Origin of the sequence: Solwaraspora sp. WMMD792, from assembly GCF_029626105.1 — a bacterium.
Lineage (GTDB): Bacteria > Actinomycetota > Actinomycetes > Mycobacteriales > Micromonosporaceae > Micromonospora_E.
The window spans coordinates 2,731,827-2,747,059 of sequence record NZ_JARUBH010000009.1 but is presented as its reverse complement, the minus strand read 5'-3'; the positions used below and the strand labels follow the sequence as shown (position 1 = coordinate 2,747,059).

Below are 15,233 nucleotides of genomic sequence, written 5' to 3'. Positions count from 1 at the left end.
CGAGGCCGAGTTCCAGTACGAGAGGGCGCCGAGCTGGATGTGCTGGCCGGCGTCGATGACCGGCAGTGAGCCGGCATCGACACCATCGTGCTGGAGGTGCAGGACCTGGCGGACCGGCTGGCCCGGACGCTCGCCGTCCCGGAGTCCCGTGCCTTCGGGTGCGAGGTCATCTCCGCGCCTCTGGCCTACCCCGAGGTTCGCACGTACCTGGTCACCGCGCGGCGGTCGCCGGCCCGGCCTGCCGCCTGACGCGATACGGGAGGTCAGCTCCCGGCGTCGGCGAGCAACGGCTCCAGCACCAGGTCGGGGTCGCGGTTGCGCACGGTGGACAGCCGCCACTTGTCGGGGAACAGGGCGAGCAGTTCGCCGTCACGCACCCGGGTCATCACCTCGACCCCGGGTGCCGCGTTCAACCCGGCCACGCTCGCCGCGTCGGTGCGCCGGGCCAGGGTGTACGGCAGATGGTCGACCGCGGTCGGTACCCCGAACTCGGTCGCCAGCCGGTGGGTGGCGACCTCGAACTGCATCGGCCCGACGGCGGCGAGTACCGGGGACTGCTCGCCCCGGCGGTCCGATCGCAGCACCTGGACCACGCCTTCGCCGTCGAGTTGTTCGATGCCGCGGCGGAACCGTTTGAACTTCGACGCGTCGGTGGCCCGGATGGCGACGAAGTGCTCGGGGGCGAACGACGGCAGCGGCGGGAATGTCACCGCCGGCCCAGGCGCGTAGAGGCTGTCGCCGATGCTCAGCGCGGTGGCGTTGACCAGTCCGACCACGTCGCCCGGGTACGCCTCGTCGATGGTGTCCCGGTCGCGGCCGAAGACCTGCTGGGCGTACTTGGTGGCGAACGGGCGGCCGGTGCCGGCGTGGGTGACGACCATGCCGCGTTCGAACCGGCCGGAGCAGACCCGCACGAACGCTACCTGGTCACGGTGGGCCGGGTTCATGTTGGCCTGGGTCTTGAAGACGAATCCGGCGAACGGCGCGTCCAGTTCGCGGGGGGTGCCGGTGGTGTCCGGTCGGGCCGTCGGCGCGGGGGCGGTGTCCACCAGCACGTCGAGGAGCTGGCGTACGCCGGCGTTGGTGACCGCGGCGCCGAACAGCACGGGCGTGGTGGTCGCGGCGACGAACGCGGCCCGGTCGTGTTCGGCGCCGGTGGCGGCGAGCAGATCCAGCTCTTCGACCGCCTGGGTCCAGTCGGCGCCGTACCGTCGGCTGGCCTCGTCGGCGGTGAAGGTTTCCTCGATGACGGCGCTCGCCCCGCCCGGGGTGCGGGTGAACGCGACCATCCGGCCGGTGCGCCGGTCGGCCACCCCGTGGAACTGCCCCGCGACACCGACCGGCCAGGTCAGTGGGGTGCAGCGCAACCCGATCCGTTGCTCGATCTCGTCGAGCAGCTCGAGTGGCTCCAGCCCGGGTCGGTCCCACTTGTTGATGAAGGTGATCACCGGTACCCGGCGGTGGCGGCACACCTCGAACAGCTTCAGTGTCTGCGGCTCCAGTCCTTTGGCGGCGTCGAGCAGCATCACCGCGCAGTCGACCGCGGTCAGCACCCGGTAGGTGTCCTCGGAGAAGTCCGCGTGCCCGGGCGTGTCGAGCAGGTTCACCACCGTGTCGCGGTAGGTGAACTGCAGCGCCGCCGAGGTGATCGAGATGCCGCGCTGCTGCTCCAGAGCCATCCAGTCGGAAACCACGCCACGGCGGTCGCCCTTGCCGTGCACGGCGCCAGCGGAGTTGATCGCCCGAGCGTGCAACGCGAGGGCCTCGGTGATGGTGGACTTGCCGGCGTCCGGGTGGGAGATCACCGCGAAGGTACGCCGCCGCGCCGCCTCCGCCGTGACCGGTCGTATGGCTTCCGCTGTTCCCGACACCTGACGTCCTTCTCCTTTCGTCGCCCGTGTGGTGGCAGGTCGACGACCGGACTCTAACGTAAGGGGCCGAATTGTCGGTCGGCGCGGGTTCAGTCCGCTGCCGCGCGGTGACCTGTTCCGGGCGGGGCTGCTTTCGGCGTCTCCCAGCAGCCGGCCGTGTTGTCCCGTGCCGCTGGCGGCACGGGACAACACGGCCAGCTCACCGGTGCCGTCCGACGTGACGAATCAGCAGGACGGCACCATGCTCTTGACGTCGTGGGTGGTGTTGATCCAGGTGTCCGCGGCGAATCCGGTGGCACCGGTGGCCGGATCGGTGATCCGGTCCCACGTCGATGACGGCCAGTACCCGCCGCCGACGTACTCACCGAAGGTGTAGCAGGAGATGGTCACCGTACTGCCGTAGTAGGTGTATCCGACGACGGCGGACGTGGTGCTGGGACCGGCCCGGACGTTGAGCCACGGGCTGGCCAGGATCGTCCCGGTCACGCCGCCCGGCGTGCCGCCGCCGCCGAGCCGGTTCACCGCCGCCTGCGCGGCGGACAGGTGGTTGGCGTACACGCCGCTGTTGTAGGTCGACCACGGCTGCCAGTTGCTGCCACCGCTGGAGATGTTGTACGCGGCGTTCGCGTTGCACTGGGCATCGTAGGCGCAGGTGTCGGTCACGGTGGGGTGGTAGCAGTTGTTGATCTGCCAGAGTCCGCGGTCCAGTGATCCGTAGGGGCATCCGGCGGTGGGGCCGTTGCTGCCGACCGCCGACGGGTTGCACGAGGACTCCGCCATGGCCACCGCGACCGCGGTGACCAGTGGGCTGCCCCGGAACCCGGCGGCGTACCCCACCTGGGCGCACAGGTCGATACCGACGGCGTTGACGCTGACGGTGTCCGGTGCCGGCGTGGCGGCCGGCTCGCCGACGCTGGCCGGGACGGTGCCGTCAACGGCACCGCTGTCCGGTGCGGCGCTGGCCGTGCCGGGCACCGCGAGAGCGACCGCGCCGACGACGGAGAGCAGGGCGAGGCCCAGCGCCAGCCGAGGGCGGCGCCGCCGGCCGCCGGCGGAGGCGGGCGGGAGATGATCGGGATCCATCATGTTCCTTTCTGGAAACGACGAGCGGTGACTGAGTTCCGACGGGTGACGCGGCGGTCGGGTGACGCGGTGGTCAACGTCCCGGCCACTCCGGGTCCGCGTACGACCAGCCGAGGTACGGCGCACCGGGCCAACTGAGCGAGACCTGCCGGATGGTGGGGGCGGTGGTGATGTAACTGCCGTTGCCCTCGGAGAGCATCACGTGACCGGCGTAGCCGTTGATCTGCGCTCCGGCGAAGAAGACCAGAGCGCCGGGCGGCGGTGTGCCGGTGGTGTGGATGAGGCCGCGCTGGTACAACGCGTTGTAGTGGACCAGTGCGGTGGCGTAGCCACTGGCGGCCCGTCCGTACGCGTGCCCGACGAAGTTGTCGCACCAGCCGTCCCACGGATGGTTGCTGTCGCCGAGGTCGCCGTTGGTGTGCGTGTGTCCGAGGACCGACCGGGCCCAGGCGAGGGCGCGCTGCTCCCGGGTGCCGGTCGGCGGCGGGGTGCCGGAGCCGCACTCCGGCTCGCCCGGCAGGTACTGGTTGAAGCCGGGCGTGGTGGTGTAGTAGTCGCTGATCCAGCCGTTCACCGGCGCGCTGATCTGGTGCCAGACATTGTTGCCGTAGATGTTGCGGCCGCGTACCGCGCACTCGGCGGTGAAATACGTGCCGTCGGCGAGGACGGTGACCGCCGGTGCCGAGGCATCGTGCGGGCTGGTCCGCACGATCAGCCCGGCACCACCGGTGCCGGTCACCCGGTAGCCGGTGATCCCGGCGATCGCCGGTGCGGCGGCTCCGACCAGGACCATCACCAGTGCGGCGAGGGACGCCAGGACACCCCGCAAGATCCGGGGGAGGGTTCTGGACACCGGTCGGCGGGCGGGTACGGGTTCAGTCTGCTTGCGGTGGTGCACGCGGTCCTCCTGTCGTAGAGCGGGCTGCCCGTCCACCCGATACCGCGTCCATGCCGGACGCCTCCGCAGGCGGCTTCCGTCGCCCGGATACGCCGGTCCGGTCAGGGTACGAAGGCGCACGTGGTCCAGTACGGACTGTGAGACGCTGTTCACTGGCGTCTATCCAACGGGCAGCTGCGTCGAGGCTGATACTGGCGTGGACCTGCTCGTAAAGCACTGGCTTGACCGCTGTTGACACCAGGTTTACGCGTTCAGGAGAGGCCATGACGGATCAAAATGGACACGCCGGCACTCGTGGTTCCGCCGCCGGCCCGATCGGTGCCTTCGTCGCCGATCTGGAACAGCTTCGACGCGACGCCGGGCAGCCCTCGTTGCGCAAGATGGCGGAGAAGGCCCACTACTCGCACACCGCGCTGTCCGGTGTGCTGTCCGGAACCCGGCTGCCCTCGCTGGAGCTGACCTTGGCGTTCGTCCGTGCCTGTGACGGCGACGAGGACAACTGGCGGCAGCGGTGGAGCCAGGTCGACGCACTCATCAACGGTGCCGCGCCACCAGCCGACCGGCCCGCCGTACGCGAGCCGCACGTCTCCCGCCGGGCGCTGGCGGCGACCGGCGGGATCGCGGCTGTCGTCGCTGCGGTGATCCTGGTGCCGACGGCGGTGCTCGACCGGCTCGGCGGGGCGGTGCAGGAACCCGTGGCGACCTCCGCCGCCGTGTCACCGGCGGCGGACGGCGCGGACCCGCAGCAGGAACAGTGCCACCTCGACGCGGTGAGCACGCACACCGTGCAGGTTCCCGACCGGGATCCGACCCGGCCGCCCTACGGCAGCCTCACCCTGCGTTACTCCCAGCGATGCCAGGCGGCCTGGCCGCTCTTCGTCTCCACGGAGCGGGTGCCGACCGGGGTCACCATCCGGCTGTCCATCAGGCGTCCGTCCGACGGGGCCGTCAGTCGGTTCGACTATCCCTATCTGGTGCCGAGCCAGGTGTACAGCGTGTACGGCAACGTCCTGCGGACCTTCGAGGGGTGCGTCGAGGTCGCGGTCGAGATCAGCAGCGCGGACGACCGCGCCGCGTTGGCCACTGCGTCGACCCCGTGCGCCCATCCCGACCCGACCGGCACACCGACCGCCCTGCAGGTCCGCGACCTGCGCATTCCGGTGGCGGCTCTGCCGATCGCCGCTCAGCCGGGCGGCGGCTGACCCGGTTCGCCCGGCGGCCGTGCCTGGGTCTGCGCCAGGTACACGGTGTTGGCCGAGTCGCTGCCGATCAGCGGGTTGCGGAACGTGACCACCTCGGTGCGGACCTGCGGGAACACCTGGCCGAGCGCTTCGGTGAACCCGGCTTCCGGTGGGTCGTCGGACCACAGCGCGAATACGCCGCCGGGCCGCAGGTGGCTGGCCAGGTGCCGCAGGCCGTCCGGCCGGTAGAAGGCGGCGTGCGACGGGTGCAGGACATGCCCGGGGGAGTGGTCGATGTCGACGAGGACGGCGTCGAACCGTCGTCCAGGTGCGGCCGGATCGGGGCCGGCCGCGGCGGTCAGGGCGAAGAAGTCTCCGGCCACCAACCGGCACCGGGGATCCGCGACCAGCGCCTCTCCACCCGGCACCAGACCGCGTTGGTGCCACCCGATGACGTCGGCCAGCGCTTCGACGACGATCATCGACCGGACCCGACGATCCCGCAGTACGGCGTGGGCGGTGTAGCCGAGGCCGAGCCCGCCGACGACGACGTCGAGGTCTTCGCGGGACAGCTCGGCCAGGGCGAGCCGGGCCAGTTCGATCTCGGCGACGGTGAACAGGCTCGACATCAGGTACTCGTCGCCCAGTTTGACCTCGTACACCTCGCGGTTCACGACCGGGTCCCGCCGCCGCCGGAGGCTGATCTCGCCCATCGGGGTCTGCCGCCAGTCAAGTTCCTCGAAACGCGCGGCCATCGGCACTCCTTCTGATGGGCGCAGGTTGGCCCGCCGACTCTACCGTCTCGTGCGGGTGTGCCGGGTGGACGCACAGTCCGCCAACCGTCTTGACAGCCAGTCCTCCGACGGACATCGACCGCCCCTGCGGGGGAATCTTTCGTCTGTGATGAGCAAAAGTTTGACTTGATCGCTCAGAAGATCTTGCTACTTCAGCGAATGTGACTCATGATGTGCCGCAGCCGTGCTTCGAGATCATCTCGTCCACCGGGCAGGCACCCCCTCGGCGATGGTTGCGACCGCGGCGTTCATCAGCACCCTCGAAGGGGGAGGAATGTCTCCACGCCCGCCAAGAACGCGTGGCCCGGCCATAGTCGTCGTCACCGCCATGCTCGCTTCACTGACCGCTGTCGGGGCGTCACCGGCCGCCGCCCAGATCGCCGACCTGCCGCCGCAGGAGCCGGGTGTCACCCTGCGTACCTACGATGTCGGCGTACCGCTGACCGAGATCTGCACCCTCAAGCCCGGACAGACCCCGAACGTCGACAAGTTGATGCCGGTCGTCGACTGGTCCACGGCGGACGACTTCGGGCAGGAGGACAACTTCGTCACGCACGCCCTCGCCAACCTGCACGTCGCCGCCGCGGGGACGTACACGTTCCGGCTGGTCAGCGACGACGGCTCCCGTCTCTACATCGACGACGCGGTGGTGGTCGACCATGACGGGCTGCACGGGGCGACCCCGATGGACGGTGCGGTGACCCTGACCGAGGGTTACCACGCGTTGCGGATCGAGTACTTCGAGGCCGGCGGTGGGCAGGAGCTCACACTGTCCTGGCAGCCGCCGGGCGCCGAGGAGTTCGCCGTCGTGCCCAACTCCGTACTGAGCACCGACGCCGGAGTGGTCCGGGTGACCGCGCCCGGCCGCAAGGCGTGCCAGGGTGTTACCGACACCCCGGGCGACGGGCTTCCGCTGGACGCGGTGCACCCCGACTACACCCTGACCGACCTGCGGCCGGACGGGTTCGAACCGCAGGTCTCGGGGATGGACTGGACCGAGGACGGTCGGCTGGTCATCGCCACCTGGGGCGGCAGTGAGGAGATTCTCGGCGAGGTCTACATCGTCGAGAACGTCACCGGGACGACCAGCGCCGAGCAGGTGACGTACAAGAAGGTCGCCAGCGGCCTGCGGGAGCCGATGGGCCTGGCGGTGGTCGACGGCACCATCTACGTCTCGCAGAAGCACGAACTCACCGAGCTGCGCGACACCGACGGTGACGAGGTCGCCGACGAGTACCGGACGGTGGCCAGGTGGCCGTACGGGGGCAACTTCCACGAGTTCGCCTTCGGCCTGCTCTACCGGGGCGGACACTTCTACCTCAACCTCTCGGTGGCGATCGACTACGGCGGCGCCACCACCGACCCGCAGCCGATCGGCAACCGGGGCACCAGCATCAAGGTGAACCGGCGCACCGGCGAGGTCAGCTACATCGCCGGTGGTCTGCGGACCCCGAACGGCATCGGCTGGGGTCGGGACCAAGAGCTCTTCGTCACCGACAACCAGGGTGGCTGGCTGCCCGCCTCCAAGCTGGTGCACATCGAGCAGGACCGGTTCTTCAACCACTACACCAACCCGGACGGGCCGTTCGACGCCAACCCGGTCAGTCAGCCGGCGCTCTGGCTGCCGCAGAACGAGATCGCCAACTCGCCGAGCACTCCGGTGCGGATCAAGAAGGGTCCGTACCGGGACCAGTTCCTGATCGGTGACGTCACCTACGGTGGGCTGCAGCGCGCGTACCTGGAGGAGGTGCACGGCGACTACCAGGGCGCGGTGTTCCGGCACACCCAGGGGCTGGAGGCCGGCGTCAACGAGGTCTCGATCGGCCCGGACGGGTCGATCTACGTGGGTGGGCTCGGTGCCGACGGCAACTGGGGTCAGGCCGGCAAGTTGCGGTACGGGCTGCAGAAGCTGACCCCGAACGGCAACCGGACGTTCGACATGAAGTCGATGAGCGCCACCCCGAACGGCTTCAAGATCGAATACACCCGGCCGCTGTCCACCGACACGATCCAGGACATCGCCGAGCGTTACCAGATCAAGCAGTGGCGCTACGCGCCGGTCCCCACGTACGGCGGACCGAAGGTCGACGAGGAGACGCTGAGCGTGCGCGAGGTCATCGTCTCCAACGACCGCCGGACGGTCCGAGTGATGGTCGACGGCCTGCAGCAGGGCCGGGTGGTGCACCTGCGCTCGCCCCGCTCGTTCACCGCCTCCAACGGTGAGGAGCTGTGGAGCACCGAGGCCTGGTACACGCTCAACGCCATTCCGGGTGCCCAGCCGGACCGGATCTTCTACGAGGCCGAGGAGGGCTACCAGCAGGGCAGTGCCCGGTACGACACCGAGCACGCCGGCCACTCGGGTGTCGGCTTCGTGGCCGGGTTCGGCGAGTTGAACGCCGCCAACACCGTGCACGTCGAGGTCAAGCGCAACGGCGAGTACGAGGTGGGGCTGCGTTACAGCAACGGCCCGAACCCGTTCCAGGGCGACAAGACGGTCAGCATCTACGTGAACGGCGAGAAGGTCCGGCAGACCGTCCTGCCGACCACCGTCACCTGGAAGGAGTGGGCCACCAAGACGGAACTGCTCACCCTGCGTCGGGGCACCAACGCGATCCAGTACCGGGTGGACGCGACCGACACCGGTCACGTCAACCTGGATCTGATCACCGTCCGCAAGCCTGGTGAACGGATCGTGTTGTTCGACGGCGGTAACCTGTCCGAGTGGCAGCACACCGACGGTCGGTCGGCGAGCTGGCCACTGGTCGGTGACGGGGCGATGGAGGTCTGCTGCGGCGACCTGCGTACCCGGCAGGCGTTCGGCGACTTCCGGCTGCACGTCGAGTTCAAGGTGCCGCAGTTGCCGCCGGAGGTCACCGGGCAGAACCGTGGCAACAGCGGCGTCTACCTGCAGGAACGCTACGAGATCCAGATCCTCGACTCGTACGGGGACCCGACCCTCGACAACAACGAGGCGGGTGCCATCTACCTGCAGAAGCCGCCGGACGTCAACGCCGCGAGGCCACCGGAGACGTGGCAGACGTACGACATCACCTACCGTGCGGCCCGCTACGACAGCGCCGGTGAGAAGACCTCCGACGCCCGGGTTACCCTGGTCTGGAACGGTGTGACCGTGCACGACGACGTCGCCATCACCGGCCCGACCGGCGGCAACATCCCCGAGGGGCCGGCGACCGGGTCCATCCGGCTGCAGGACCACCAGAACGCCGTGCAGTACCGCAACATCTGGGTCGAGCCGCTGAGCTGACCCAAGTACGACAGCCGCGCCGGACCGGGAATCCCGGTCCGGCGCGGCCGCGTGGCGCGACCGGCCAGGCAGCGATATTCAACTTTTCCGTGACGGTCGTCAGAATTTGTTGACATCTGGCGGCCTCGTAGTCGAGCATGGCCACCACGGCAGGGTGACTCCGCTCACATCGATACGTATTTGCGCGGGGTGGGCCTACTGCCGGGATTGACGCACCCCACGACCTCCGTCCCGGAAGGCCTCGTCAGTGAAGAAGACACTTACCTTCGGGCTGATCGCCGCCATGGCGTTCGCCCTTACCGCTTGCACCGACTCGGACGCGACCCCGACCGACGACCAGACGGACGGCGAGCTGCGTCAGGTCCGGGTCGCGGCGCTGCCGATCACGGAAACCGCCGCGCTGTGGGGCGGCATCGAAGCCGGCATCTTCGCCGAGCGGGGGATCGAGGTAGAGGTGCTGCCCGCGCAGGGCGGCGCCCAGGCGATCCCCGCCCTGATCAACGGGGACATCGATTTCGCCATCGGCCAGCCGTTCGGCCCGTTCCGCGCCGACCTGCAGGACCTCGGCGTCGTGCTCATCGGCAACTACGCGTCCTCCTACGCGGAGGGCGACGACATCAACGCCGTGGTGGCGTCCGCGGCGTCCGGCATCACCCGTCCCGCCGAACTCGCCGGGCGTCGGGTCGCGGTGAACAGCCTCGGCGCGGCCGGCGACGTGACGATCATGGCGGCGGTGGAGCAGGACGGGGGCGACCCGACGACGATCGAGTTCGTCGAGGTCGCCTTCCCCGACGTCCCGGCCCAGCTCGAAGCCGGCAACATCGAGGCGGCGTGGGTGCCGGAGCCGTTCGTCACCCAGCTGCGCGAGCGCGGCGATGCCGTCGTCGTCGAGCCCTACCAGGCGGTCATCCCCGGGCTGGCGACCCTGACCACGATCACCCTCGCGGACAGCCTCGAGTCCGACGCCGAGCTGATCGCCGACTTCTCGGCGGCGATGCAGGAGACGCTCGAGTGGGCGCAGGACCCCGCCAACGAGGCGGACGTCCGGCAGGCGATCAAGGACAACCTCGAGCTCCCCGAGGCGGTCGCCGATTCGGTCCGGCTGCCGGAGTTCGGCTGGGAGCTGGACCGGGCGAGCCTGGAGACGCTCGCGACGCTCGCCGGCGAGTACGGCGTACTGGACGAGCAGCCGGACTTCGACCGCCTCATCCAGCAGCAGTAGCCGTAACGGTCCCGCCCGCTCCGGCACCCACCGCGAGCGGGCGGGACCGCCCACCACGGGAGCGACATGCACGTGTTGTCCATCCGGCGTCCCCGTTCGCCGCGCAAAGTTCTGCTGGGCGGCGCCGGCCTGCTCGGGTTCCTCCTCATCTGGCAGCTGGTCCCCACCCTGGGACTGGTCAACTCGCAGTACCTGCCCTACGTCACCGATGTGCTCGTGCGGCTCGTCGAGGAGTTCCGTGACCTCGCCTTCTGGCGTCGGCTAGGGCTCACCATGACGTCCTGGGGGATCGGTCTGTCGGTGGCGACGGCTGCGGCGGTCGCGTTGGGCGCGGTCGTCGGCCTGGTGCCGTTCCTGCGCCGCGCCACCCACACGATGGTCGAGTTCCTGCGCCCGATCCCGTCGGTCGCCCTCATCCCGCTCGCCGTCCTGATGTTCGGCATCCAGATGCGGGCCGCCCTCGTCATCATCATCTACGCGTCGTTCTGGCAGGTGTTCGTTCAGATGATCTACGGCGTCGCCGACGTCGACGCGGTCGCCCGGGACACCGCCCGCAGCTTCGACCTGACCCGTCGGGAACGTCTGTGGTATCTGGTCCTGCCGACCGCGCTGCCGTACCTCATGACCGGCGTCCGGCTGGCCGCCGCGGTCGCGCTGATCCTCGCGATCACCGCCGAGATGGTGATCGGAAACCCGGGCCTGGGCCAGATGATCGAACTGTCCCGGTCCGCCGGCGACGCCACCGGGCTGTACGCCTTCGTCGTGGTCACCGGGCTGCTCGGGCTCGGCGTCAACCTGGTCTTCCGGTACATCGAGCGCCGATCGTTGTCGTGGCACCAGTCGGTGCGAGGGGAGCAGGTCTAGTGAGCACCCGGACCGTTTCCGCGACCGCCCGGACCGTCCCGGGGACCGGGCGCCCGCGCCCGAGCCGGCGGCGCGGCGTCGGGCGCCGCGTCGTCGGCGGGTTCCTCTACTCCCTAGGTCTGCCGTTCCTGCTGCTGGTGCTCTGGGGTGTGCTGTCCACCTCGTCGACGAACAGGTTCTTCCCCGGACCGGTCGCGATCGCCGAGTCCTTCATCGACACCTGGGTCGGCGCGGCGTTCGTCGAGGACGTACTGCCGAGCCTGTACCGGCTCGCCCTGGGGATCCTCGCCTCGATCGTGCTCGGTGTCGCCGCCGGCACCCTCATCGGTCTGTTCGGCTGGCTGCGCGAGCTGCTCGAACCACTGCTGGAGTTCTTCCGGGCCATCCCGCCGCCGGTGCTGATCCCCGTCGTGATGCTGCTGCTCGGGATCACCGACACCATGAAGGTGGTGGTGATCGTCTCCGGCGCGCTGTGGCCCGTCCTGCTGAACACGATCGACGGGGTCCGGGCGATCGACAGCGTCATGTCGGAAACCGCGGAATCGTTCCAGGTCACCTGGTGGGAGCGGCTCTGGTTCCTGGTACTGCCCTCGGCGAGCCCGCGCATCATGGCCGGCGTGCGGCAGAGCCTGTCGGTGGCGCTCATCCTGATGGTCATCTCGGAGATGTTCGCCTCGTCCGCTGGTCTCGGGTACCGGATCGCCTACTTCCAACGGAACTACCTCATCGCCGAGATGTGGAGCGGCATCCTGCTGCTCGGTCTCGTCGGTGTCCTGCTCGCCGTGACGTTCGGTGTCGTCGAGCGGCGGGTGCTGCGCTGGTACCACGGAATCAGGGAGGTCAACCGTGCCTGACCGCGATGTTCTGCTGCAGGTGGAGCACCTGCGCAAGGTCTACGAATCGGCCACCGGCGACGTCGAGGCGATCGGCGACGTCAGTTTCACCATGGACGCCGGTGAACTGCTCTGCGTCGTGGGGCCGTCGGGTTGTGGCAAGACGACCCTGCTGAAGTGTCTCGCCGGTCTGCTACGGCCGACGAGCGGCCGGGTCGAGATGCACGGTGCCCCGGTGACCGGCCCGAGCCCGGCGATGGCCGTCGTCTTTCAGGAGTACGGCCGCAGCCTCTACCCGTGGCTGACGGTCCGCGGCAACGTCGAGTTGCCGCTGCGCCACAAGCGGCTGTCCAGCGCGGCACGGGGAAAGCTGGTGGCCGACGCCCTCGACGCGGTGGGTCTGGGGCACGCCGCCCGTAGCCACCCGTGGCAACTGTCGGGTGGAATGCAGCAGCGGGTGGCGATCGCGCGCGCCGTCGCGTACCAACCAGAGGTGCTGATCATGGACGAGCCGTTCGCCGCGGTCGACGCCCAGACCCGGGCGGACCTGGAGGATCTCGTCCGTGAGCTGCACACCTCACGCAACATGTCGATCGTCTTCGTCACCCACGACATCGACGAGTCGATCTATCTGGGCGAACGGGTCCTCGTGTTGTCCAGGTCGCCCACCTGGGTGCAGGAGGATCTGACCGTCGACCTCCCACCGGGCCGTGACCAGATCAACACCCGGGCGCTGCCCCGCTTCACGCAGCTGCGCACGCACGTGTACGACCAGATTCAACGGGCCAAACGGGGGCAGGCCGTAGCGCCATGATCGTACCGTCGATCGATCCGTCCGGGGGTGACCGTGCGCAGCCGTCAGCCGAAGCAGCTGCTGCTCGCCTTCTTCGGTGAGTACGTCGTCGACGACGATCCAGGTCCGATCCGGGCCAGCGCGTTGATCGGGGTGCTCGAAGGAGCCGGCGTCGCCGCCCCGGCGACCCGGGCCACCCTGGACCGGCTCGTACACAGCGGCATCCTCGCGCGGAGCAGAAGCGGTCGGGAGATCTCCTTCGCCCTGACCGGACACGGGTCAGCGGTCCTGCGCGAGGCGACGGACCGGGTCCGCGGCCCGCACCCGTTCGATCCGCAGGGCACCGGATGGACGCTGGTCACCTTCACCATCCCGGAGGGCCAGCGGACGTTCCGTCACCGGCTGCGGTCGACCCTCACCTGGGAGGGCTTCGCGCCGCTTCGCGACGGGTTGTGGCTGGCGCCCGGCGAGGTCGACCTCGCAGGCTCCCTGGAACCGCTGCGCCAGGATCTGCCGCCGAACACGGTGATCGCCTTCCACGCGCGGGAGTTCACGGATTTCCCGATCGCCGACAGCGTCCGCTCGGCGTGGGACATCGAGGCGATCCGGCGCGAACACCTGGCGTTCATCGAGGTCTGGGACGACCCGGGTGCGGTGACACAGGCGCCGAGTGCCCTGACGGTGCGGATGATGCTCGTCGCGGACTGGCTCGCGTTGCTGCGTGTCGACCCGAGACTGCCCCGCGAGTTCATGGACGAGGACTGGCCGGCGACGAGATCGACGCAGGTGTACCGGCAGGTGCACGAGCGGCTGGCCGCCGAGTCCGACGCGGAGTTCGCCGCGCTCGCCACCCGCCCCGGGCCTAGCCGCCGAACCGGGCCCGCAGGTCGGCCTTCCGCACCTTCCCCGACGCGGTCCGGGGCAGCTCGGTCACGATGACGACGTTCTTGGGCAGCTTGTAGCGGGCGACCTTGCCGTCCAAGTGGGCGCGTACCACGTCGAGGTCGACGTGGGTGCCTTCCCGGACCGTCATGATCGCCCACGGCACCTCGCCCCACTGCGGGTCGGGCACCCCGATGACCGCGACCCCGGTCACCCCGTCCAGTTCACCGAGCAGGAGTTCGATCTCGGGCGGGTAGATGTTCTCGCCCCCGGAGATGATCATGTCCTTGAGCCGGCCGACGATGTAGAGGTAACCGTCGGCGTCCAGGTAGCCCAGGTCGCCGCTGCGGAACCAACCGTCCGCGGTGAACGACCGGGCCGTCTCCTCGGGCAGCCGGTGATAGCCGGCGAAGACGTTCGGGCCGGTGATCTCGATCTCGCCGACGGTGCCCGCCGCAGCCGGCTCGCCACGTTCGTCGGTGACCCGGACATCGGTGAAGAAGTGGGGCAGGCCGACGCTGCCCTGCTTCGCCCGGGTCATCGCCGCTGACAGCGCGGTGGCGCCCGGTGACGTCTCGGTCATCCCGTACCCCTGCGAGAAGGACAGGCCGCGTTCCTCGTAGGCGTTGAGAATGCGGGTCGGGACGGCCGACCCGCCGCAGGTGAGCTTCGTCAGCGTCGACAGGTCCGTCGACGCCCAGTCCGGATGGTCGGCCATCATCTGGTAGGTGGTCGGCACCCCACTGAGCATGGTCACCCGGTGCCGCTGGATCTGAGCGAGCGCCCGCCCCGGTTCGAACCGTTTCTCCAGCACCAGCGTTGCGCCCTTGAGCACGACCGGCAGCGCCCCCATACCCAGCGACGCGACGTGGAACAGCGGCGAGATCATCAGCGCGACGTCGGTGGAGACGACGTCGTAGTCGACGATGGTGTTGATCGCCACCCAGGTCAGGTTTCCGTGGGTCAGCACCGCGCCCTTGGCCCGGCCGGTCGTGCCCGAGGTGTAGATGATCGCGGCGGGGTCGTCCGGGGTGACGTCCGGGTCGACGTCGTCCGGGTCGACGTCGCCTGGCAGCACGTCGAGGCCGGGACGGTCCGTGGTGCCGGCCCCGGTGACGACGACATGCCGGGTCGGTACGGTGCCGACGACCGGGGCCAGCCGGGGCGCGAACTCGGGATCGTGCAGGAGCACCGCGGCACCGCTGTCAGTGAGGACGTGAGCGATCTCGGGCGGCGCGAGCCGGGTGTTGACGGGTACGAACACCGCGCCCAGTTGGGCGGTGCCGAACATCGTCTGCAGGAACTCGGGACTGTTCTCGCCGAGGTAGGCGACGGAGTCTCCCTTGCCGACGCCGAGGTTCCGCAGCACTGCCGCGATCCGGTCCGCTCCGTCGGCGAACTGCCGGTAGGTGATGGCCGACTGTTCGCCGTACACGAGGGCGATCCGGTCCGGGGCGGTCCGGCGGCGCCTGGACAGCCAGGTGCCGATTCCGTGCTGATGCATCGGCGACCTCCTGGTGAGGGAGCGAACTACTGGAGAGGGAGCG

General features: G+C 69.6%; 13 protein-coding genes. 8 read left to right on the top strand and 5 right to left on the bottom strand.

Going from position 1 to position 15,233, the window contains the following annotated elements:
• Positions 1 to 87 precede the first annotated feature (87 nt).
• Entirely contained in the window at positions 88 to 249 is a 162-nt protein-coding gene (locus O7629_RS13625; protein WP_278169549.1) for a hypothetical protein, read from the top strand.
• A 14-nt stretch (positions 250 to 263) separates the two neighbouring features.
• On the opposite strand, the gene O7629_RS13620 is transcribed toward O7629_RS13625, so the two are convergent.
• From O7629_RS13620 to O7629_RS13610, 3 genes are all read right to left on the bottom strand, one after another.
• Entirely contained in the window at positions 264 to 1,871 is a 1,608-nt protein-coding gene (locus O7629_RS13620) for a peptide chain release factor 3 (RefSeq protein ID WP_278169547.1), read from the bottom strand.
• Between the two features lie 225 nt (positions 1,872 to 2,096).
• On the bottom strand, positions 2,097 to 2,954 hold the full coding sequence (locus tag O7629_RS13615) for a transglycosylase SLT domain-containing protein (RefSeq protein ID WP_278169545.1): 858 nt from the start codon (positions 2,952 to 2,954) through the stop codon (positions 2,097 to 2,099).
• A 73-nt stretch (positions 2,955 to 3,027) separates the two neighbouring features.
• Positions 3,028 to 3,852 carry a hypothetical protein gene (locus O7629_RS13610; RefSeq protein WP_278169543.1) on the bottom strand — a complete coding sequence of 275 codons (825 nt, stop codon included), beginning with the start codon at positions 3,850 to 3,852 and terminating at the stop codon, positions 3,028 to 3,030.
• A 263-nt stretch (positions 3,853 to 4,115) separates the two neighbouring features.
• Between O7629_RS13610 and O7629_RS13605 the strand changes: the two genes are divergently transcribed.
• Positions 4,116 to 5,054: a DUF2690 domain-containing protein gene (locus O7629_RS13605; RefSeq protein ID WP_278169541.1), complete on the top strand. Its 939-nt coding sequence runs from the start codon at positions 4,116 to 4,118 to the stop codon at positions 5,052 to 5,054.
• On the opposite strand, the gene O7629_RS13600 is transcribed toward O7629_RS13605, so the two are convergent.
• On the bottom strand, positions 5,036 to 5,788 hold the full coding sequence (locus O7629_RS13600) for a spermidine synthase (RefSeq protein ID WP_278169540.1): 753 nt from the start codon (positions 5,786 to 5,788) through the stop codon (positions 5,036 to 5,038). The genes O7629_RS13605 and O7629_RS13600 overlap by 19 nt on opposite strands.
• A 367-nt stretch (positions 5,789 to 6,155) precedes the next feature.
• Between O7629_RS13600 and O7629_RS13595 the strand changes: the two genes are divergently transcribed.
• From O7629_RS13595 to O7629_RS13570, 6 genes are all read left to right on the top strand, one after another.
• Positions 6,156 to 9,092 carry a family 16 glycoside hydrolase gene (locus O7629_RS13595; RefSeq protein ID WP_278169538.1) on the top strand — a complete coding sequence of 979 codons (2,937 nt, stop codon included), beginning with the start codon at positions 6,156 to 6,158 and terminating at the stop codon, positions 9,090 to 9,092.
• 247 nt (positions 9,093 to 9,339) lie between these two features.
• Positions 9,340 to 10,314, top strand: a complete 975-nt coding sequence (locus tag O7629_RS13590; protein WP_278169537.1) for an ABC transporter substrate-binding protein — start codon at positions 9,340 to 9,342, stop codon at positions 10,312 to 10,314.
• 66 nt (positions 10,315 to 10,380) lie between these two features.
• Positions 10,381 to 11,178 (top strand): ABC transporter permease subunit, encoded by a 798-nt coding sequence (locus tag O7629_RS13585; protein WP_278169536.1) that lies wholly within the window; start codon positions 10,381 to 10,383, stop codon positions 11,176 to 11,178.
• Positions 11,178 to 12,032, top strand: a complete 855-nt coding sequence (locus O7629_RS13580; RefSeq protein WP_278169534.1) for an ABC transporter permease — start codon at positions 11,178 to 11,180, stop codon at positions 12,030 to 12,032. The genes O7629_RS13585 and O7629_RS13580 overlap by 1 nt, the downstream gene beginning before the upstream one ends.
• Entirely contained in the window at positions 12,025 to 12,825 is an 801-nt protein-coding gene (locus tag O7629_RS13575) for an ABC transporter ATP-binding protein (RefSeq protein ID WP_278169532.1), read from the top strand. Before O7629_RS13580 ends, O7629_RS13575 begins: the two co-directional genes overlap by 8 nt.
• A gap of 33 nt (positions 12,826 to 12,858) precedes the next feature.
• Positions 12,859 to 13,743, top strand: coding sequence for a PaaX family transcriptional regulator C-terminal domain-containing protein (locus tag O7629_RS13570; protein ID WP_278169530.1), 885 nt, complete (start codon positions 12,859 to 12,861; stop codon positions 13,741 to 13,743).
• Here the strand turns inward: O7629_RS13570 and O7629_RS13565 are convergent.
• Positions 13,667 to 15,190 carry a long-chain fatty acid--CoA ligase gene (locus tag O7629_RS13565; RefSeq protein ID WP_278169529.1) on the bottom strand — a complete coding sequence of 508 codons (1,524 nt, stop codon included), beginning with the start codon at positions 15,188 to 15,190 and terminating at the stop codon, positions 13,667 to 13,669. The two genes, O7629_RS13570 and O7629_RS13565, sit on opposite strands and share 77 nt — an antisense overlap.
• Positions 15,191 to 15,233: the final 43 nt, after the last annotated feature.